The sequence below is a fragment of the Pseudomonas sp. GT1P32 genome, assembly GCF_054897805.1.
Map to the genome: position 1 here is coordinate 4830238 of NZ_CM142704.1, position 18484 is coordinate 4848721.

General features: G+C 61.8%; 15 protein-coding genes. 12 read left to right on the top strand and 3 right to left on the bottom strand.

Annotated features, from left to right (window positions below; translation table 11 throughout):
• Positions 1 to 13 precede the first annotated feature (13 nt).
• The 11 genes from ACYZUC_RS22140 to madM all read left to right on the top strand — a co-directional run bounded on the left by ACYZUC_RS22140 (position 14) and on the right by madM (position 14150).
• A complete protein-coding gene (locus tag ACYZUC_RS22140) occupies positions 14 to 6019 on the top strand; it encodes an Hpt domain-containing protein (protein WP_461990385.1) in 6006 nt (2001 codons plus the stop codon).
• A complete protein-coding gene (locus ACYZUC_RS22145; protein ID WP_461990386.1) occupies positions 6012 to 6467 on the top strand; it encodes a chemotaxis protein CheW in 456 nt (151 codons plus the stop codon). The genes ACYZUC_RS22140 and ACYZUC_RS22145 overlap by 8 nt, the downstream gene beginning before the upstream one ends.
• Positions 6468 to 6892: 425 nt before the next feature.
• On the top strand, positions 6893 to 8563 hold the full coding sequence (mdcA, locus tag ACYZUC_RS22150) for a malonate decarboxylase subunit alpha (RefSeq protein WP_461990388.1): 1671 nt from the start codon (positions 6893 to 6895) through the stop codon (positions 8561 to 8563).
• Positions 8563 to 9438, top strand: a complete 876-nt coding sequence (locus ACYZUC_RS22155) for a triphosphoribosyl-dephospho-CoA synthase (protein ID WP_223434055.1) — start codon at positions 8563 to 8565, stop codon at positions 9436 to 9438. Before mdcA ends, ACYZUC_RS22155 begins: the two co-directional genes overlap by 1 nt.
• A complete protein-coding gene (locus ACYZUC_RS22160; protein ID WP_311096812.1) occupies positions 9438 to 9737 on the top strand; it encodes a malonate decarboxylase subunit delta in 300 nt (99 codons plus the stop codon). Before ACYZUC_RS22155 ends, ACYZUC_RS22160 begins: the two co-directional genes overlap by 1 nt.
• On the top strand, positions 9730 to 10581 hold the full coding sequence (locus tag ACYZUC_RS22165; RefSeq protein ID WP_280162420.1) for a biotin-independent malonate decarboxylase subunit beta: 852 nt from the start codon (positions 9730 to 9732) through the stop codon (positions 10579 to 10581). Before ACYZUC_RS22160 ends, ACYZUC_RS22165 begins: the two co-directional genes overlap by 8 nt.
• Positions 10578 to 11381: a biotin-independent malonate decarboxylase subunit gamma gene (gene mdcE / locus ACYZUC_RS22170; protein WP_461990391.1), complete on the top strand. Its 804-nt coding sequence runs from the start codon at positions 10578 to 10580 to the stop codon at positions 11379 to 11381. Before ACYZUC_RS22165 ends, mdcE begins: the two co-directional genes overlap by 4 nt.
• Positions 11375 to 11995: a malonate decarboxylase holo-ACP synthase gene (locus tag ACYZUC_RS22175; RefSeq protein ID WP_461990393.1), complete on the top strand. Its 621-nt coding sequence runs from the start codon at positions 11375 to 11377 to the stop codon at positions 11993 to 11995. The genes mdcE and ACYZUC_RS22175 overlap by 7 nt, the downstream gene beginning before the upstream one ends.
• The gene (gene mdcH, locus ACYZUC_RS22180) at positions 11992 to 12903 is read left to right on the top strand and encodes a malonate decarboxylase subunit epsilon (RefSeq protein WP_461990395.1); all 912 of its coding nucleotides are present in this window, start codon (positions 11992 to 11994) and stop codon (positions 12901 to 12903) included. Before ACYZUC_RS22175 ends, mdcH begins: the two co-directional genes overlap by 4 nt.
• 64 nt (positions 12904 to 12967) lie before the next feature.
• Positions 12968 to 13384 (top strand): malonate transporter subunit MadL, encoded by a 417-nt coding sequence (madL, locus tag ACYZUC_RS22185; RefSeq protein WP_008026228.1) that lies wholly within the window; start codon positions 12968 to 12970, stop codon positions 13382 to 13384.
• Position 13385: 1 nt separating this feature from the next.
• Complete coding sequence (gene madM / locus ACYZUC_RS22190) at positions 13386 to 14150, top strand: malonate transporter subunit MadM (RefSeq protein WP_008026230.1); 765 nt, start codon at positions 13386 to 13388, stop codon at positions 14148 to 14150.
• 137 nt (positions 14151 to 14287) lie between these two features.
• Here madM and ACYZUC_RS22195 read toward each other — a convergent pair whose 3' ends face one another.
• Positions 14288 to 15202, bottom strand: coding sequence for a LysR family transcriptional regulator (locus tag ACYZUC_RS22195; protein ID WP_461990397.1), 915 nt, complete (start codon positions 15200 to 15202; stop codon positions 14288 to 14290).
• Positions 15203 to 15435: 233 nt separating this feature from the next.
• On the opposite strand from ACYZUC_RS22195, the gene trhA reads away from it, so the two are divergent.
• Positions 15436 to 16053 (top strand): PAQR family membrane homeostasis protein TrhA, encoded by a 618-nt coding sequence (gene trhA / locus ACYZUC_RS22200; RefSeq protein WP_008033324.1) that lies wholly within the window; start codon positions 15436 to 15438, stop codon positions 16051 to 16053.
• Between the two features lie 97 nt (positions 16054 to 16150).
• Here trhA and ACYZUC_RS22205 read toward each other — a convergent pair whose 3' ends face one another.
• Both ACYZUC_RS22205 and ACYZUC_RS22210 read right to left on the bottom strand, forming a co-directional pair.
• Positions 16151 to 16870, bottom strand: coding sequence for a 16S rRNA (uracil(1498)-N(3))-methyltransferase (locus tag ACYZUC_RS22205; protein ID WP_461990399.1), 720 nt, complete (start codon positions 16868 to 16870; stop codon positions 16151 to 16153).
• A gap of 169 nt (positions 16871 to 17039) precedes the next feature.
• Entirely contained in the window at positions 17040 to 18446 is a 1407-nt protein-coding gene (locus ACYZUC_RS22210; RefSeq protein ID WP_461990401.1) for an adenosylmethionine--8-amino-7-oxononanoate transaminase, read from the bottom strand.
• Between the last annotated feature and the right edge of the window lie 38 nt (positions 18447 to 18484).

The following is an 18484-nucleotide window of genomic DNA, read 5'->3' on the forward strand; positions in this document are numbered from 1 at the left end:
GAACGGAGTGGTTATGGGTGATCGGCACGACTATGTGGCCCTCGAATGGGTCAAAGGCGAGATTGCCGAAACACTGAAAGTGGCTCACCAGGCGATTGAAACGTTGCTTGATGACCCTCAGGCGACGCACGCCCTCAGTGAATGCCTGGCGTGCATCCATCAGGTTCACGGCAGTTTGCAGATGGTCGAGTTCTACGGCGCGGCCCTGCTCGCCGAAGAAATGGAGCAACTGGCCGCCGCCTTGCAGCAGAACCGCGTCATTCATCGCGACGAGGCGATCCACTTGTTGTTGCATGCGATCGGTCAACTGCCGATCTATCTCGACCGCATACAAGGCGCGCGCCGCGACCTGCCGCTGGTGGTGTTGCCGTTGATCAACGACCTGCGCAGTGCCCGTGGCGAAAGCCTGTTATCGGAAACCAGCCTGTTCACCCCGCAATTACCGGACTTGCCGCCACTGGATGAAGAGGCGCTGGCGTTGCTGGAGCCGGCGGACCTGCCGAACGTGCTGCGCAAATTGCGCCAGATGTTGCAGATGGCCCTGGTCGGGTTGCTGCGTGAGCAGGATGACGACACTCATCTCGGTTACCTGAGCACTGTATTTTTACGCCTCGAAGGGCTGTGCGGGAATGCACCGCTGAGCCCGTTGTGGCAAGTTGCCTCGGCGCTGGTCGAAGGCATGCGCGGCGGCTCGATCGCCAACAGCCCGGCCCTGCGCAGCCTGTTCAAGGACGCCGACAAAGAACTCAAGCGCTTGCTTGAACAGGGCATGTGCGCGATCAATCAGCCGGCGCCGCCGGAGTTGCTCAAGAGTTTGCTGTTTTATATCGCCAAAGCCGAACACCCCACCGGGCAGATGCTGACCATGAAAGATCGCTACGGACTGGACGATGCGCTGCCTGACAGCGCGATGGTCGACGAAGAACGGGCGCGGCTGGCCGGCCCTGACCGCGATGCCATGCGCTCGGTGCTGGCCGCGCTGTGCGAAGAACTGGTGCGGGTCAAAGAACGCCTCGACCTGTTCGTGCGCAGCGACCGCCAGCATGCCTCGGACCTCGAAAGCTTGCTGGCACCCTTGCGGCAAATCGCCGACACCCTGGCGGTGCTCGGTTTCGGCCAGCCGCGCAAGGTCATCATTGATCAGCTTGCGGTGGTGTTGAGCCTCGCTCAGGGGCAACGCGAACCCAACGACGCGATCCTGATGGACGTCGCCGGCGCCTTGCTCTACGTCGAGGCGACGCTCGCCGGGATGGTCGGCACGGTCGAACCGGAGAGCCAGGAAGACAGTCGCCTGCCGACCACCGACCTGACGCAGATCCACCAGATCGTGATCAAGGAAGCCCGCATCTGCCTGCAACAGGCCAAGGACATGATCGTCGACTACATCGACGCCGACTGGGACCGCCAGCATTTGCAACCGTTGCCGGCCTTGCTCACCCAGGTGCGCGGCGCGCTGGCGATGATCCCCCTGAGCCGTGCGGCGAGCCTGATCGACGCCTGCAACCACTTTATCCGCGAGCATCTGCTGCTGGATCCGGACCAGCCTGGCTGGCAGGCGCTGGACAGCCTGGCCGACGTCATCACCAGCATCGAATATTACCTTGAACGTCTGAGCGACGACGCTGAAGCGTCCGGTGAACAATTGCTCGACGTTGCGGAAAAGAGCCTGGCAGCGCTCGGCTTTTTCCCCAGCGAACACAATGTCCCTGTGCTGGATGAAGTGCTCAGCCCGAGTGAGGCGCAGGTGATGCAGGGCCAGCAGGAACTGGACGATCCCGACGTCGTCCAGACCCTGGCCGATGTCCTCGCCAACCCGGTGTCGGCGGTCAATCCGCCCGCCCTGAATACGCCGGGCAGCCTGTTGCCACCGCCTCCGGGTGAAGAACCGGTGGACGATGAACTGCGCGAAGTCTTCCTCGAAGAAACCGACGAGGTCCTGGAAATCCTCCGGGAATACTTGCCGCGCTGGGCGGCCAACCCCGAGAGCGAATCGACCCTGGGCGAACTGCGCCGAGCCTTCCACACGCTCAAAGGCAGTGGCCGGATGGTGCGCGCGCTGGTGCTGGGTGAGCTGGCGTGGGCCGTGGAAAACCTGCTCAACCGCGTGCTGGAGCGCAGCGTTGAACCGGGGCCGGTGGTGCAGCAACTGCTCGGCGATGTACTGAACCTGCTGCCGGAGCTGGTGGCTGAATTTGCCGGCAATGCTCAGCGTCAGCGCAACGACGTCGACCAATTGGCCGCCCGTGCCCACGCGCTCGCCAAGGGTGACAAGCCGTTGGCCGATGAGGACGTGCAGGATGTCGCCGCCCTCGATCCGTTGCTGCTGGAGATCTTCCGCAACGAAGCCGAAACCCATCTGGCCAGCCTCAACCGCTTCCTCGATCAGGCCGCCGAACATGTGCCGTTGCAGGCCAGCGACGAACTGCAACGTGCCTTGCACACGCTCAAAGGCAGCGCGTCGATGGCCGGCGTTTTGCCGATTGCCGAGCTGGCGACGCCGCTGGACAAACTGGCCCGTGAATACAAGGCGCACCTGATCGCGCTGGACCTCGACGAAGTCGAGCTGCTGCTGGAAGCCGAAGGCGTGTTCCGCGTCGGGCTGCGACAGCTCAAGGTCGATCCGTTGGCCGAGATTCCCGGGGCCCGTTCGTTGATCGAAAGAACCCAGGCGCTGCTGGCCGAGCGCCTGGAGGCCCTGTTGAGCACGCCGAGCATGGCGCTCAGAACCAAGCGCGATCCGCAGTTGATCAACAACTTCCTGGCCCAGGGCATGGACATCCTGCTGGACGCCGAAAGCCTGTTGCAGCGTTGGCAGCAGCACCCCGGTGAACGTCAGGAGCTCAGCGCGCTTCTGGATGAATTGACCACCCTCGGCGAAGGTGCGCACCTGGCTGATCTGCATCCGGTGGATGAGCTCTGTGAAGCCTTGCTTGATCTATACGGCGCCGTGGAAGAAAGCAGCCTGGCGGTCAGCGAGGCGTTTTTCCATGAGGCGCAAAGTGCTCACGAAGCGCTGATCAACATGCTCGACGAACTCGCTGCCGGTCAGGAAGTCAGCCCGCAACCGGAGCGCATCCGGGCCTTGCGCGGCTTGCTCGATGAGAGCCTCGACCCATCGGCCATGGGCCTGATTCGCAGCGACGGCAGCCGCACACTGAGCATTCGCGAACTGGGCGTCGCCACCGCCGAACTGGAACAGATCTCTGTAGGAGCCGGCTTGCCGGCGATGGACTCGCAGGCGCCGCATTCATCCAGTGAAAACGCATCATCGTTAACGACCATCGCCGGCAAGCCGGCTCCTACAGTTGACCGCGTAGCGGATCTGGACGACGAGATCGTTTCGATCTTCCTCGAAGAAGCGGTGGACATCCTCGAAAGCGCCGGTCAGGCCTTGCAGCGTTGGCTGAAAGACCCGGACAACGCTGCGCCGTTGCTGTCGTTGCAGCGGGATTTGCACACGCTCAAGGGCGGTGCGCGGATGGCCGAGGTCGAGCCCGTCGGTGACCTCGCCCATGAACTGGAAAGCCTTTACGAAGGGCTTGTCGATCGCCGTTACAGCCACAACGAAACCCTGGCGCAGCTGTTGCAGCAGAGCCATGACCGACTGGCGCAACTGCTTGAGCAATTACAGCACCACAAGCCGCTGGGGGATCCGGGTGAGCTGATCGAAGCCATTCGCGAGTTCCGCCAAGGCAACGCCAGTGCGCCAGAAGCCGCCGAGCCTGCGCGGGCCGAGGATTCGCCGGGGCATGATCCGGAGTTGCTGGAGATCTTCCTTGAGGAAGGTTTCGACATCATCGAAAACTCCGGCGCTGCGCTGGTTCGCTGGCAGGCCGAACCTGCCAATCGTCAGGAAATGGAAACCCTGCTGCGCGATCTGCACACCCTCAAGGGCGGTGCGCGGATGGTGGAAATCGGCCCGATCGGCGACCTTGCCCATGAGCTGGAATTTCTCTACGAAGGCTTGTCCGCCGGTGTGTTGAAACCGACCGCTGCGCTGTTCGGCCTGTTGCAAAGCAGCCATGACCGGCTGGCGCAGATGCTCGACGCGACCCGCGCCGGTCAACCGTTGCCACCAGCGGATCGGCTGATCGACGCGATCAGGAATTTCAGCCATCCGGAAGTGCTCGAAGCACCGGTTTCAGTGCCTGCTGTGCCCAAGGTCGAAGCGCCTGCGCCACAAGCCGATACCGGTGCCGACATGGTCAAGGTTTCGGCGGAACTGCTCGACGATCTGGTCAACCTGGCCGGGGAAACTTCGATTTTCCGTGGTCGTATCGAACAGCAGGTCAACGATGCGCGCGTGGCGCTGAACGAAATGGAAACCACCATTGAGCGCATGCGCGATCAATTGCGCCGGCTCGATACCGAAACCCAGGGCAGGATTCTCAGCCGCCAGCAAGTCGACGCCGAACGCTCGGGCTACGAAGAATTCGACCCGCTGGAAATGGACCGTCACTCGCAGTTGCAGCAGCTGTCGCGGGCGCTGTTCGAATCGGCTTCCGACCTGCTCGACCTCAAGGAAACCCTCGACCGGCGCAATCAGGACGCGGAGAACCTGCTGCAACAGCAAGGCCGTATCAACACCGAATTGCAGGAAGGCCTGATGCGTTCGCGCATGGTGCCGTTCGAGCGGATGCTGCCACGCTTGAAACGCATCGTCCGCCAGGTCTCCAGCGAATTGGGCAAGGAGGTGGAATTCGTGGTCGGCAACGCCGAAGGCGAGATGGACCGCAACGTCCTCGAACGCATGGCCGCGCCGCTGGAACACATGCTGCGCAACGCGGTGGACCATGGCCTCGAATCCGCCGAAGTGCGCATCGCGGCCGGGAAACCGGCGCAAGGGCGGATCACCCTCGACCTGTCCCGCGAGGGCGGCGACATCATTTTCGACATTCGCGACGACGGCGCCGGTGTGCCGCTGGACGCGGTGCGGCGCAAGGCAATCAAGCGCGGCTTGCTCGCCGCTGACAGCGACATCAGCGACCGCGACGTGCTGCAGTTCATCCTCCAACCGGGGTTCTCCACGGCCGAGAAAATCACCCAGATTTCCGGGCGCGGCGTGGGCATGGATGTGGTTCATGAAGAAGTCCGGCAACTCGGCGGCACGATGAGCATTGACTCTGTGGCGGGGCAGGGCGTGCATTTCCGCATTCGCCTGCCGTTCACTGTGTCGGTCAACCGGGCGCTGATGGTGCAGTGCGGTGAGGATCAATATGCGATCCCGCTGAACACCATCGACGGCATCGTGCGCGTGCTGCCAAACGAACTCGAAGGGCATTACCGGCTCGATCCGCCGACCTACAAATACGCCGGGCAGCACTATGAACTGTGCTACCTCGGTGAACTGCTGAAAACCAGCACGCGCCCGAAACTGTTGGGCCAGAGCCTGCCGTTGCCGGTGTTGCTGGTGCAATGTAACGAGCGCCACATCGCCGTGCAGGTCGATGCCATGGCCGGCACCCGTGAGATTGTGGTGAAAAGCCTCGGCCCGCAATTTGCGGCGGTGCAGGGTTTGTCCGGGGCGACGATTCTGGGCGATGGCCGCGTGGTGCTGATTGTCGATCTGCTGGCGCCGATTCGTGCGATGCAGGCGCAGGTACCGCAACGACGGCTGCTTCAAGACCCTGAACCCGAGCCGCACAAGCCCTTGCTGGTCATGGTGGTCGACGACTCGGTCACCGTGCGCAAGGTCACCAGTCGTTTACTTGAACGCCACGGCATGAACGTGCTGACGGCCAAGGACGGCGTCGATGCCATGCTGCTGCTCGAAGACCACCTGCCGGACCTGATGCTGCTGGACATCGAAATGCCGCGCATGGACGGTTTCGAAGTCGCCACCCAGGTGCGCGCCGACGAGCGCCTGCAACACCTGCCGATCATCATGATCACCTCGCGCACCGGTCAGAAGCACCGCGACCGCGCCATGGCCATTGGCGTCAACGACTACCTCGGCAAGCCGTATCAGGAATCGGTGCTGCTCGAAAGCATCGCCCTGTGGAGCAAAACCCATGCTTGAACATCGCACCAGCAACCTCACCGGGCTGCTGTTGCCCCTGGCTGACCGCAACCTGATTTTGCCCAACGTCGCGGTGGCGGAGTTGATCGACTATCAGCCGGGGGCCTTCGATCTCGATACGCCGCCGTGGTACCTGGGGCGGGTGAGTTGGCGGGAGCGGCAGATTCCGTTGCTGAGCTTTGAGTCGGCGTGCGGCGATAAAATCGTCATTGGCGAGCGCGCGCGTATCGTGATTCTCAATGCCCTCGGCGGGCGACCTGAACTGAAATTCATCGCCTTGCTGGTGCAGGGGATTCCTCGCTCTTACAAGCTCGACAGCCAGCTCAGTTATGTGGATGTGCCGTTGTGTGCGCTGGAGCAGGCGGCGGTGCAGGTGGGTGAGCAAGTGGCCAAGGTGCCTGACTTGCTGGCGCTGGAGGAGTTGCTTGTGAGTGCCGGGTTGACCTGACTGGCCCCTTCGCGGGCAAGCCTCGCTCCTACAATTGATCGGGACGCACACAAAACCCCTGTGGGAGCGAGCCTGCTCGCGAAAGCAGCCTTCCATTCACCACAAACCTGACGGCTAACCCTTGGCCTGAGCCAAGGATTGAGGATTCCCAAAATGGGACCGATCGGTCCTTTTTTTGGACTTGTCGATCATTGTTCTCCGACATTGAAAATTGTAGGGAGGCTTCTGACGCCTTCGCGAGCAGGCTCGCTCCCACATTGGATCGAGGCGCACACAAAAATCCTGTAGGAGCGAGGCTTGCCCGCGAAGGCGTCGGCACAGACAACCATTACCCTGACCGTAACGATCCGTCTCTCTGCTTGATTGATGCCCCCCACCCAACGCTCCTAAGGTGACTCCCACGACAGCGAACCCGTGGAGTGGTCATGACAACAACAATATCCCCCGACTCGCGATGGACGCGGCGGCGCAGCGAAAAGCAGCGGCGTCTGGCGTTGGTCAAAGGCCTGGCCGACGGTGTGGTTTTGCCCACCGACAACATCGTGGCCGCGCTGGAGGCACTTATCCTGCCGGGCGACCGCGTGGTGCTGGAGGGCAACAACCAGAAGCAGGCGGATTTCCTTTCGCGCTCCCTGGCCAAGGCCGATCCTGCCAGGCTCCACGACCTGCACATGATCATGCCCAGCGTCGGGCGCTCCGAGCATCTGGACCTGTTCGAACGCGGCATCGCCCGCAAGCTCGATTTCTCTTTCGCCGGCACTCAAAGCCTGCGCATCAGCCAATTGCTGGAAGACGGCCTGCTGGAAATCGGCGCGATCCACACCTACATCGAGCTCTACGCACGATTGGTGGTCGACCTGATTCCAAACGTCGTGCTCTCCGCCGGTTTCATGGCCGACCGCGCCGGCAACATCTACACCGGCCCCAGCACCGAAGACACGCCCGCATTGATTGAACCAGCGGCCTTCAGCGACGGCATCGTCATCGTTCAGGTGAACCAGCTTGTCGACGACGTTACTGACTTGCCGCGCGTCGACATCCCGGCCTCTTGGGTCGATTTCGTGGTGGTGGCCGACAAGCCGTTCTACATCGAGCCGCTGTTCACCCGCGACCCACGGCACATCAAGCCTGTGCACGTGCTGATGGCGATGATGGCGATCCGCGGAATCTACGAAAAACACAACGTGCAGTCGCTGAACCACGGCATCGGTTTCAACACTGCCGCCATCGAACTGATCCTGCCGACCTACGGCGAATCTCTCGGCCTCAAAGGCAAGATCTGCCGCAACTGGACACTCAATCCGCACCCGACCTTGATCCCGGCCATCGAAAGCGGCTGGGTCGAAAGCGTGCATTGCTTCGGCACCGAACTGGGCATGGAAAACTATATCGCTGCGCGTCCGGACGTGTTCTTCACCGGGCGCGACGGCTCGCTGCGTTCCAACCGGATGTTCAGCCAACTGGCCGGGCAATACGCGGTGGACCTGTTCATCGGCGCGACCCTGCAAGTCGATGGCGACGGCCATTCTTCCACCGTGACTCGCGGGCGCCTGGCCGGTTTCGGCGGGGCGCCAAACATGGGGCACGACCCGCGTGGGCGGCGTCACGGCACGCCAGCCTGGCTCGACATGCGTCACACCGACGTGCCCGAACCGATGCTCGAACGCGGTAAAAAACTCGTGGTGCAAATGGTCGAGACGTTCCAAGAGGGCGGCAAACCGACCTTCGTCGAAACCCTCGACGCGATTGAAGTGGCGAAGAAAAGCGGCATGCCGCTGGCGCCGATCATGATTTACGGCGACGACGTCACCCACCTGCTGACCGAAGAAGGCATCGCCTATTTGTACAAGGCGCGCTCGCTGGAAGAGCGTCAGGCGATGATCGCCGCCGTCGCTGGCGTGACTGCCATCGGCCTGCGTCACAACCCGAAAGACACCGCCCGGATGCGTCGCGAAGGCTTGATCGCCTTGCCTGAAGACCTCGGCATCCGTCGCACCGACGCGACCCGTGAATTGCTCGCCGCCAAAAGCGTGGCCGATCTGGTCGAGTGGTCCGGTGGCCTCTACAACCCGCCCGCCAAGTTCAGGAGCTGGTAATGCATGCATTCAACCTGCAACCCAAACCTCTGTCGCTGGCCGAACGGCTGGCGGACCTGGCGGTGGACGCGCTGATCGACGAAGCGGACCTGTCGCCGAAACCGGCGCTGGTGGATCGTCGCGGCAACGGCGCGCACACCGATTTGCACCTCGGGCTGATGCACGCTTCGGCGTTGTCGCTGTGGCCGGCATTCAAGGAGATGGCGGAATCGGCCATCGCGTTTGGCGAGGTCGGTGTACCGCTGCGCGAAGCGATTGGACGGATTGGCCGGGAAGGCGAGCAAACCATGCTCGCCACCACTAACGGTGTGAATACACATCGGGGCGCGATCTGGGCGTTGGGCCTGCTGGTCACTGCCGCCGCGCTGGACTGCTCGAATACCCACGCAAGCACGGTGACGTTGCGCGCCGCCCGACTGGCGATACTCGACGACCGTTTCGCTCCGCGTCCTCTGAGCCACGGCGCGCAAGTCGCCCAACGCTACGGCGCGCGCGGTGCCCGTGAAGAAGCCCAACTCGGTTTCCCTTCGGTGCTGCAACGCGCACTGCCGCAACTCAAACGCAGCCGCGCCGCCGGCCATGGCGAACAGAACGCCCGACTCGATGCGCTGCTGGCGATCATGACTCAACTGAGTGACACCTGCGTGCTCTACCGCGCCGGCGAACAAGGCCTGCACACCATGCAACTCGGCGCCCAAGCGGTGCTCGACGCGGGTGGCAGCGCCAGCCTTGCCGGTCGCCGTCGCTTGCATGAACTGGACGAACAATTAATCGCGTTGAATGCCTCGCCCGGCGGCGCTGCGGACTTGCTCGCAGCCTGCCTGTTTATCGACCGCATTGCGTCGGCTGACGGCATCAACCAGGGAGCGTTTTGATGGAAACCTTATCCTTTGAATTCCCCGCCGGGCAGCCGCCACGCGGTCGCACGCTGGTGGGTTGTGTCGGTTCGGGCGATCTGGAAGTGCTGATCGAACCGGGTCAGGCCGGCAAGCTGACCATCAAGGTGCAGACCTCGGTCAATGGCGCCGAACAACGCTGGCAGCATCTGTTCGCACGGATGTTCGACGGCCAGACACCACCGGCAATGGCTATCGATATCCACGATTTCGGCGCGACCCCCGGCGTGGTGCGCTTGCGTCTGGAACAAGGCTTTGAGGAGATCGACCATGACTGACAGTGCAGCGCTCCTCCACAAGCACAGCTTCATCGAACTCGGCGCGCGGCAACGGGCGAAAGCCTTGCTCGACGCTGGCACCTTCCGCGAATTGCTCGACCCGTTTCAACGCGTCATGTCGCCGTGGCTGTCGCGCCAGGGCGTGGTGCCGCAAGCCGATGACGGCGTGGTGATTGCCAAGGGCAGCCTCGGCGGTTTGCCGGTGGTGATCGCCGCCATCGAAGGCGCTTTCCAGGGCGGCAGCCTCGGTGAAGTCGGCGGGGCGAAGATTGCCGGTGCGCTGGAACTCGCCGCTGAAGACAACCGCAACGGCATTCCAACCCGCGCCGTGTTGCTGCTGGAAACCGGCGGCGTGCGCTTGCAGGAAGCCAACCTTGGGTTGGCGGCAATTGCCGACATTCATGCGGCGATTGTCGATCTGCGTCAGTACCAACCGGTGATCGGCGTGGTGGCGGGCAGCGTCGGCTGCTTTGGCGGGATGTCGATTGCCGCCGGTTTGTGCAGCTATTTGCTGGTGACTCAGGAAGCACGGCTTGGCTTGAACGGCCCGCAGGTGATCGAACAGGAAGCCGGGCTTGAGGAATACGACTCCCGCGACCGTCCGTTCATCTGGAGCCTGACCGGCGGCGAGCAACGCTTTGCCAGCGGTCTGGTGGATCGCTTTGTCGCTGACGACGTGGCGCAGGTCCGGCAGCAGGTCAGTGAATTGCTGCAACAGGGCTTGCCGGAACAACAACGCAGTCGTCAAGCCGATCTGTTCCTGCAACGGCTGGCCCGCCTGGACGCCGAACCGCAAATCGATGCGGCGACGGTTCGCGATCTGTATCAAGGAGAGCGCTCATGAGTTCGTATTCCCTGAGAGGTTTGAACTGGTTCAACGCCTTGAGTGCAGGCGCGAAACCGGTGAAGGGTTTGCCTGCATCACTGAAAGCCGCAGATGGTGTGGTGGGCGAACAACCGGTCCGGTTTATCGCGGTGGTGGCAGATCCCGACAACCGTTTCGTCCGTGCTCGCAACGGTGAAGTGGGCTTGCTGGAAGGCTGGGGATTGGCCAAGGCTGTGGATGAAATCATCGTGGCTGACGCTGATAAATCGCATAAGCGCGCCGTGATCGCGATCATCGATGTGCCGAGTCAGGCTTACGGTCGGCGCGAAGAAGCGCTGGGTATTCATCAAGCACTGGCCGCTGCGGCGGACAGTTATGCCCGCGCCCGGTTGGCTGGCCACGCCGTGATTGGTTTGCTGGTGGGCAAGGCGATGTCCGGAGCGTTTTTGGCTCATGGCTACCAGGCCAATCGGCTGATCGCGCTGCGTGATCCGGGCGTTATGGTGCATGCGATGGGCAAGGCGTCAGCCGCGCGGGTGACCTTGCGCAGTGTCGAAGAATTGGAAGCGCTGGCCGCCAGCGTGCCGCCGATGGCGTATGACATCGACAGTTACGCCAGTCTCGGTTTGCTGTGGGAAACCTTGTCGGTGGACCAGATTGAGCAGCCAACATCAGCGGATCTGGCGCGGGTGACGGAATGCCTGAATCTGGCGATTGGCGATGTTGCCGCAAGCGGTCGCGACTTGAGTAGCCGCTTGGGCGCGAGCAATCGCGCTGCGTCGAGCACGGTTCGCCAACTGCTGAGAGAACAGTGGTGAACACGTTTCTGGCTCACGACCTGCTGTGGGGGATGACCCCGGAGCAGTTGCCTGCGCAGGCGCCCGCGTGGGTGATCGAGTCGATCAGTGCGGGTCAGCCGGTGGTGGTTCGGCGTGCGTTGAGTACGCCGGGTTTCATCGCGGTCGGGGTGCGTGGACGGTTGCGTGAGCAGCGGTATGCGACGGAGATGGCGGTCGATGCGGTTCAGCGTCGGGTCACACCGGAAGCGCTGTGTCATGTCTCGATTGATCGGGACTTGCCAGCCGTGCAGGCCCTCAACCAATTGCGGCCGTTGCTCGATGACTGCGGTTGGGTGTGGGGTGTCAGCGGCAGTGCCGGATTTGAATTGGCCAGTGGGATCGTTGCCTTGCATGAGGGCAGCGATCTGGATTTGATCCTGCGTACGCCGCAGATTCTGGAGCGGTTAAAGGCGCAGGAACTGATGAAGATTCTGGAACGCGCCAAGTGCCAGGTGGACATGCAATTGCAGACGCCATTTGGCGCCGTCGCCCTGCGTGAATGGGCCGGTCCTGCGCGTCGGGTGTTGCTGAAAAACGCGAGTGAAGCCTGCCTTGTGATTGATCCGTGGAACCCGCTGGAGCAAGCAGCGTGAGCAGTTTGCTGGTGTTCCCCGGACAGGGCGCGCAGCAGCCGGGCATGCTCCATCGTTTGCCTCGCGAGACGGTGATCGAGGCGAGCGAAGTGCTTGGCGAAGACGCATTGCAGCTGGATTGCGCTGAAGCATTGAAATCGACGCGGGCGGTTCAGCTCTGCCTGCTGATCGCCGGTGTAGCGGCTTCGCGTCAGTTATCGATGACGCCGGATTACGTGGCGGGCTTGTCCATTGGTGCTTATCCGGCCGCCGTAGTTTCGGGTGCCTTGAGCTTCAGCGATGCGCTGCATCTGGTCAGCCTGCGCGGTGAATTGATGCAGCAGGCTTATCCACAGGGCTACGGCATGACCGCGATCATCGGTCTCGATTTATCCACAGTGGAAGGCTTGCTGGCGCAGGTTCACAGCGTCGACACGCCGGTTTACCTGGCCAACATCAATGCCGATAACCAGGTGGTGATTGCCGGCAGCGACGGCGCGATGAAGGCCGTCGCCGAGTTGGCGAAAGGGCGCGGCGCAGGCCTGGCCAAGCGACTTGCCGTCAGCGTGCCGTCGCACTGTCCGCTGCTGGATGCGCCGGCGAAAATCCTGGCCGAAGCCTTCGCCAATGTGAAATTGAAAACGCCGACGGTGGGCTACCTGAGCGGCAGTCGCGCCCGGCCAATCATCAACATCGATGCCCTGCGCGAAGACCTGGCTTACAACATGTGCCGCATCGTCGATTGGCGCGGCACGGTACAAAGCGCCTACGAGCGCGGCGTACGGCTACAGATCGAACTGCCGCCTGGTGCGGTGCTGACCGGGCTGGCGCGCCGGGTGTTCGAGCAGGGCACCGTGATTGCCTTCGACGGGGCGCGGCTCGACACCTTGCAGGCGCTATTGCGTGAGGAGGGAAGCCGCCAATCCTAAATCACCGTCTCTGGCTTCGAACAACAAAAACAACATTCGACGATGCACTTTGAGGACTACAACAATGATTATTTACGGTGTGGCTCTATTGGCGATCTGTACGCTGGCAGGGGTGATTCTGGGTGATGCGCTGGGCGTATTGCTGGGCGTCAAATCCAATGTGGGCGGGGTCGGGATTGCGATGATCCTGCTGATTTGCGCGCGGTTGTGGATGCAAAAACGCGGCGGCATGACCAAGGATTGCGAGATGGGCGTCGGCTTCTGGGGCGCCATGTACATTCCGGTGGTGGTGGCGATGGCGGCGCAACAGAACGTCGTGACCGCATTGCACGGCGGCCCGGTGGCGGTGCTCGCGGCCATCGGTTCGGTGGTGCTCTGCGGTTGCACCATTGCCCTGATCAGCCGGACCCATAAAGGCGAACCGTTGCCTGATGAACCTGCGGAACTCACGCCCGTTGGCACGCCAGTAGGAGGCCGCTGATATGTTGGAAGTCATCGAGAAGGGCTTGGCAACTAACGGTCTGGTCACGGCGTTCGCGTTCGTTGGCGTGATCATGTGGGTGTCGGTGGTGTTGTCCAAACGCCTGACGTTCGGGCGGATTCATGGCTCGGCAATTGCCATTGTCATCGGCCTGGTCCTGGCGTGGGTCGGCGGCACCATGACCGGCGGGCAAAAAGGCCTGGCGGACCTGACACTGTTCTCGGGTATCGGTTTGATGGGCGGGGCGATGTTGCGCGACTTTGCCATCGTCGCCACGGCATTCGAAGTGCAGGCCACCGAAGCGAAAAAGGCCGGGATGATCGGCGTGATCGCGCTGTTGCTGGGCACGGTGTTGCCGTTCATTGTCGGGGCGAGTATTGCCTGGGTGTTCGGTTATCGTGATGCAATAAGCATGACTACCATCGGTGCGGGCGCGGTGACTTACATCGTCGGCCCGGTGACTGGCGCGGCGATTGGTGCCAGTTCCGATGTGGTCGCATTGTCGATTGCCACCGGGTTGATCAAGGCGATTCTGGTGATGGTCGGCACGCCGATGGCAGCGCGCTGGATGGGGTTGGATAACCCGCGCTCGGCGATGGTGTTTGGTGGGTTGGCCGGCACGGTCAGCGGTGTGACCGCCGGGTTGGCGGCGACAGATCGGCGGTTGGTGCCTTATGGGGCGTTGACGGCGACCTTTCACACCGGGCTTGGGTGCCTGCTTGGGCCATCGTTGTTGTATTTCATTGTTCGCGGGATTGTGGGTTAACCCGATGATTCATCGCTGATTGTTCTGACGCCATCGCCGGCAAGCCGGCTCCTACAGGGTTATGTGTTGCACCGGAATTTTACGGCGCACGCAAATCTTGTAGGAGCCAGCTTGCTGGCGATGGACGCGACGCGGTCTTAAGCCTGGCGATTGGCATACATCCGACACTCCGCCAGCAGCGCCAGCAAGTTCGGATCGCGTTCCTTGGCCTTCAAAAACACCACGCCGATGTGCTGCTGCAACCGATACTTTTCCTGCAACGGAATCAGCTTCACCCGGTTCTCATACACCGCTGCAATCCTTCCTGGCAGCAACGCATAACCCACCCCCGAACTGACCATGCTCAGCAGGGTGAAGATGTCGTTGACCTGCATCGCCACCTTCGGCTCGAACCCCGCCTGCTTAAACACCCGATTGCCATCCTGGTGCGTGGCGAAGCCTTGGGTCAGGGTAATGAATGTCTCGTCGCGGACTTCCGCCAGATCGACTTCCGTGCGTTGGGCAAACTTCGAATCCGCCGGGGTGGCCAGGAAAATGTCATCGGAAAACAGCGGGATCTGCTCGCAATCCGGGTCGTTCACGCTCTCGTCCAAAGACACCAGGATCGCGTCGACTTCCATGTTCTTGAGCTTGTACAACAGGTCGAAATTCGAGCCGAGGATCAGGTCGATGTTGAGTTCGCTGCGGCGGATTTTCAGGCCCATGATCAGTTGCGGAACGGTCTTCACCGTCAGCGAATACAACGATCCCAGCTTGAAGCGCTCAGCCGAGAACCCGGCGGCTTCGCGGGTCAGGCGCACGGTTTCGACCACGTCCTGAATCAGCTTTTGCGCCCGTTCTTCCAGAACGTAAGCGCTTTCCAGCGGCGTCAGGTTACGGCCTTCGTGCTTGAACAGCGGGCAGCGCAGGGCACTTTCCAGGGAGTGGATCGCCCGGTGCACACTGACGTTGCTGGTCTCCAGCTCGGCAGCGGCGCGAGCCAGATTGCCGGTGCGCATGAAGGCGAGGAACACCTCGAGTTTTTTCAGGGTCAACTCTTCATCGATCAGCATGGGCGTGACTCTTATTCGAATGGCTCGATTGTGCCCAATTCTCTGGCCTCACGCAGACCTTTGTAGGAGCCAGCTTGCTGGCGATGGCGGCCTTGAATTTATCGTAACGCTTGAAGGCCAATCGCCGGCAAGCCGGCTCCTACAGGGGGCGAAGGTGTACTGAAGAGTTGCGCTTTTACGCTTGAAGCCTGAGCCTTGCGCAACGCTGCATTGGATTGTGAGGTGAGTAACACATGTACCACGGGGAAAGATTGAACGCCTGGACGCATCTGGTCGGGGCGGTGGCGGCGACGGTCGGGGTGGTGTGGATGCTGGTGATCGCAGGCATGGACGGCAGCCCTTGGAAAATCGTCAGCGTGGCGATTTACGGTTTCACGTTGATGGTGCTCTACAGCGCGTCAACCGTTTACCACAGCGTGCGCGGGCGCAAGAAAGCGATCATGCAGAAGGTCGATCACTTTTCGATCTACCTGTTGATTGCCGGAAGCTACACACCGTTTTGTCTGGTGACCCTGCGCGGGCCGTGGGGCTGGACGTTGTTCGGGATTGTCTGGGGGCTGGCGTTGATCGGCATCCTTCAGGAGATCAAACCGCGTTCGGAAGCGCGGATCCTGTCGATCGTGATTTACGCGGTGATGGGCTGGATCGTGCTGGTGGCGGTCAAGCCGCTATTGGCGGCGCTGGGCACGGCCGGGTTTGCCTGGCTGGCGTCGGGCGGGATTTTGTACACCGTGGGGATTATCTTTTTTGCCCTGGATCATCGGTTGCGGCATGCGCACGGGATCTGGCATTTGTTCGTGATCGCGGGGAGTTTGCTGCACTTTGTGGCGATTATGTTTTACGTCTTGTAGGAGCGAGGCTTGCCCGCAAAGCAGTCGCCGCGGTTTACCTGGCGAACCGCGTTATCGTTCTTCGCGGGCAAGCCTCGCTCCTACAGGCGATGGGGTCCTAGAAATCGCCCCACAACTGCTGGGCCACCGCCAACGCCACCACCGGCGCGGTCTCGGTGCGCAACACCCGAGGACCCAGGCGCGCAGCGTGGAACCCCGCAGCCTTGGCCTGATCAACCTCAGCATCGGACAACCCACCTTCCGGCCCGATCAAAAACGCTAGCGTCCCAGGCTTCGCATGACTCACCAACGGCTCAGCCACCGGATGCAGCACCAGCTTCAACTCTGCCTCGGTCTGCTTCAACCAGTCCGCCAACAACACCGGCGGGTGAATCACCGGTACCCGTGAACGCCCGCATTGCTCGCACGCGCTGATTGCCACCTGGCGCCAGTGCATCAGGCGTTTGTCGGCGCGCTCGTCCTTCAGCCGGACTTCACAGCGGTCGCTGAAGATCGGGGTGATTTCGGTCACGCCCAGTTCGGTAGCTTTCTGAATCGCCCAGTCCATCCGCTCGCCACGGGACAGGCCCTGGCCGAGATGGATCTGCAGCGGCGATTCGATTTGCCCGGCGAAGCTTTCGTCGATCTGCACCACGACGCGCTTCTTGCCGACCTCGACCAGCGTCGCGCGAAACTCATGACCCGAACCGTCGAACAGTTGCAACGCATCACCCTCGGCCATGCGCAGCACGCGGCTGATGTAATGGGCCTGGGCCTCGGGCAATTCGTGTTGGCCGGTGCTCAGAGGGGCGTCGATAAAGAAGCGGGACAGTCTCATGCGGGTTCTCTGTAATTCATGTGTAGTTCTTGAGGCCGCCATCGCCAGCAAGCCGGCTCCTACAAGGATTTGTGCATATCGCAAATTTTGTATACGACATCGGACCTGTAGGAGCCGGCTTGCTGGCGATGGCGCCAGCCCAGACTCCCACAGAATCGAGTGAAATCAATCAGCCCGGATCACGGAACCCGGGATGGAAATCCTGCGGCACCGCCACGCTCACACTATTGCGCGTCGCAATGTCGATCCCTTCACTGGCCACTTCCGCCAGAAAGTCGATCTGCTCCGGGGTGATCACGTACGGCGGCAGGAAATACACCACGCTGCCCAGCGGTCGAAGTAAAGCACCGCGCTCCAGCGCGTGCTGGAACACCTTCAACCCGCGTCGTTCCTGCCACGGATAGGCTTCCTTGGTCGCCTTGTCCTTGACCATCTCGATGGCCAGCACCATACCGGTCTGACGCACTTCCGAGACGTTGGGATGATCGGCCAGGTGCGCGGTGGAGGAGGCCATGCGCTGGGCCAGCGCCTTGTTGTTCTCGATCACGTTGTCTTCTTCGAAGATATCCAGCGTCGCCAAGGCTGCCGCGCACGCCAGCGGATTGCCGGTGTAGCTGTGCGAATGCAGGAACGCGCGCAAGGTCGGGTAGTCGTCGTAGAACGCGCTGTAGACATCTTCCGTCGTCACGCACGCCGCCAGCGGCAGGTAACCGCCGGTCAGGGCTTTGGACAAGCAAAGGAAGTCCGGACGGATGCCGGCCTGTTCGCAGGCGAACATCGTTCCGGTGCGGCCGAAGCCGACGGCGATTTCGTCGTGGATCAGGTGCACGCCATAACGGTCGCAGGCTTCGCGCAGCAGTTTCAGGTAAACCGGGTGATACATGCGCATGCCGCCGGCGCCCTGGATCAGCGGCTCGACGATTACCGCCGCAACGGTGTCGTGGTTTTCGGCCAGGGTCTGTTCCATCGCGGCGAACATGTTCCGCGAATGCTCTTCCCAGCTCATGCCTTCAGGGCGCAGGTAGCAATCGGGGCTCGGCACCTTGATGGTGTCCAGCAGCAACGCCTTGTAGGTTTCGGTGAACAGCGGCACGTCGCCCACCGACATCGCCGCCATGGTTTCGCCGTGGTAGCTGTTGGTCAGGGTGACGAAGCGCTTCTTGTTCGGTTGACCGCGGTTGAGCCAGTAGTGAAAGCTCATTTTCAGCGCGACTTCGATGCAGGACGAACCGTTATCGGCGTAGAAGCATCGGGTCAGGCCCTCCGGCGTCATCTTCACCAGACGCTCGGACAACTCGATCACCGGCTGATGGCTGAAACCGGCGAGGATCACGTGTTCCAGCTGATCGACCTGATCCTTGATGCGCTGGTTGATGCGCGGGTTGGCGTGGCCGAACACGTTGACCCACCAGGAGCTGACGGCGTCGAGGTAGCGTTTGCCTTCGAAGTCTTCCAGCCACACGCCTTCACCGCGCTTGATCGGGATCAGCGGCAGCTGTTCGTGGTCTTTCATCTGGGTGCAGGGATGCCACAACACGGCGAGATCGCGTTGCATCCACTGATTATTCAGGCCCATTTCCAGTCTCCTCGAGGCGGTCCGCGACAGGCGCGGAC

What these genes read in the sequence shown, in the direction of transcription:
- ACYZUC_RS22195 (WP_461990397.1), bottom strand. Translation starts at nt 15,202, where the DNA reads ATGCTGATCGATGAAGAGTTGACCCTGAAAAAACTCGAGGTGTTCCTC.
- ACYZUC_RS22140 (WP_461990385.1), top strand. Translation starts at nt 14, where the DNA reads ATGGGTGATCGGCACGACTATGTGGCCCTCGAATGGGTCAAAGGCGAG.
- mdcA (WP_461990388.1), top strand. Translation starts at nt 6,893, where the DNA reads ATGACAACAACAATATCCCCCGACTCGCGATGGACGCGGCGGCGCAGC.
- madM (WP_008026230.1), top strand. Translation starts at nt 13,386, where the DNA reads ATGTTGGAAGTCATCGAGAAGGGCTTGGCAACTAACGGTCTGGTCACG.
- ACYZUC_RS22145 (WP_461990386.1), top strand. Translation starts at nt 6,012, where the DNA reads ATGCTTGAACATCGCACCAGCAACCTCACCGGGCTGCTGTTGCCCCTG.
- ACYZUC_RS22205 (WP_461990399.1), bottom strand. Translation starts at nt 16,870, where the DNA reads ATGAGACTGTCCCGCTTCTTTATCGACGCCCCTCTGAGCACCGGCCAA.
- ACYZUC_RS22155 (WP_223434055.1), top strand. Translation starts at nt 8,563, where the DNA reads ATGCATGCATTCAACCTGCAACCCAAACCTCTGTCGCTGGCCGAACGG.
- trhA (WP_008033324.1), top strand. Translation starts at nt 15,436, where the DNA reads ATGTACCACGGGGAAAGATTGAACGCCTGGACGCATCTGGTCGGGGCG.
- ACYZUC_RS22165 (WP_280162420.1), top strand. Translation starts at nt 9,730, where the DNA reads ATGACTGACAGTGCAGCGCTCCTCCACAAGCACAGCTTCATCGAACTC.
- ACYZUC_RS22210 (WP_461990401.1), bottom strand. Translation starts at nt 18,446, where the DNA reads ATGGGCCTGAATAATCAGTGGATGCAACGCGATCTCGCCGTGTTGTGG.
- ACYZUC_RS22160 (WP_311096812.1), top strand. Translation starts at nt 9,438, where the DNA reads ATGGAAACCTTATCCTTTGAATTCCCCGCCGGGCAGCCGCCACGCGGT.
- mdcE (WP_461990391.1), top strand. Translation starts at nt 10,578, where the DNA reads ATGAGTTCGTATTCCCTGAGAGGTTTGAACTGGTTCAACGCCTTGAGT.
- madL (WP_008026228.1), top strand. Translation starts at nt 12,968, where the DNA reads ATGATTATTTACGGTGTGGCTCTATTGGCGATCTGTACGCTGGCAGGG.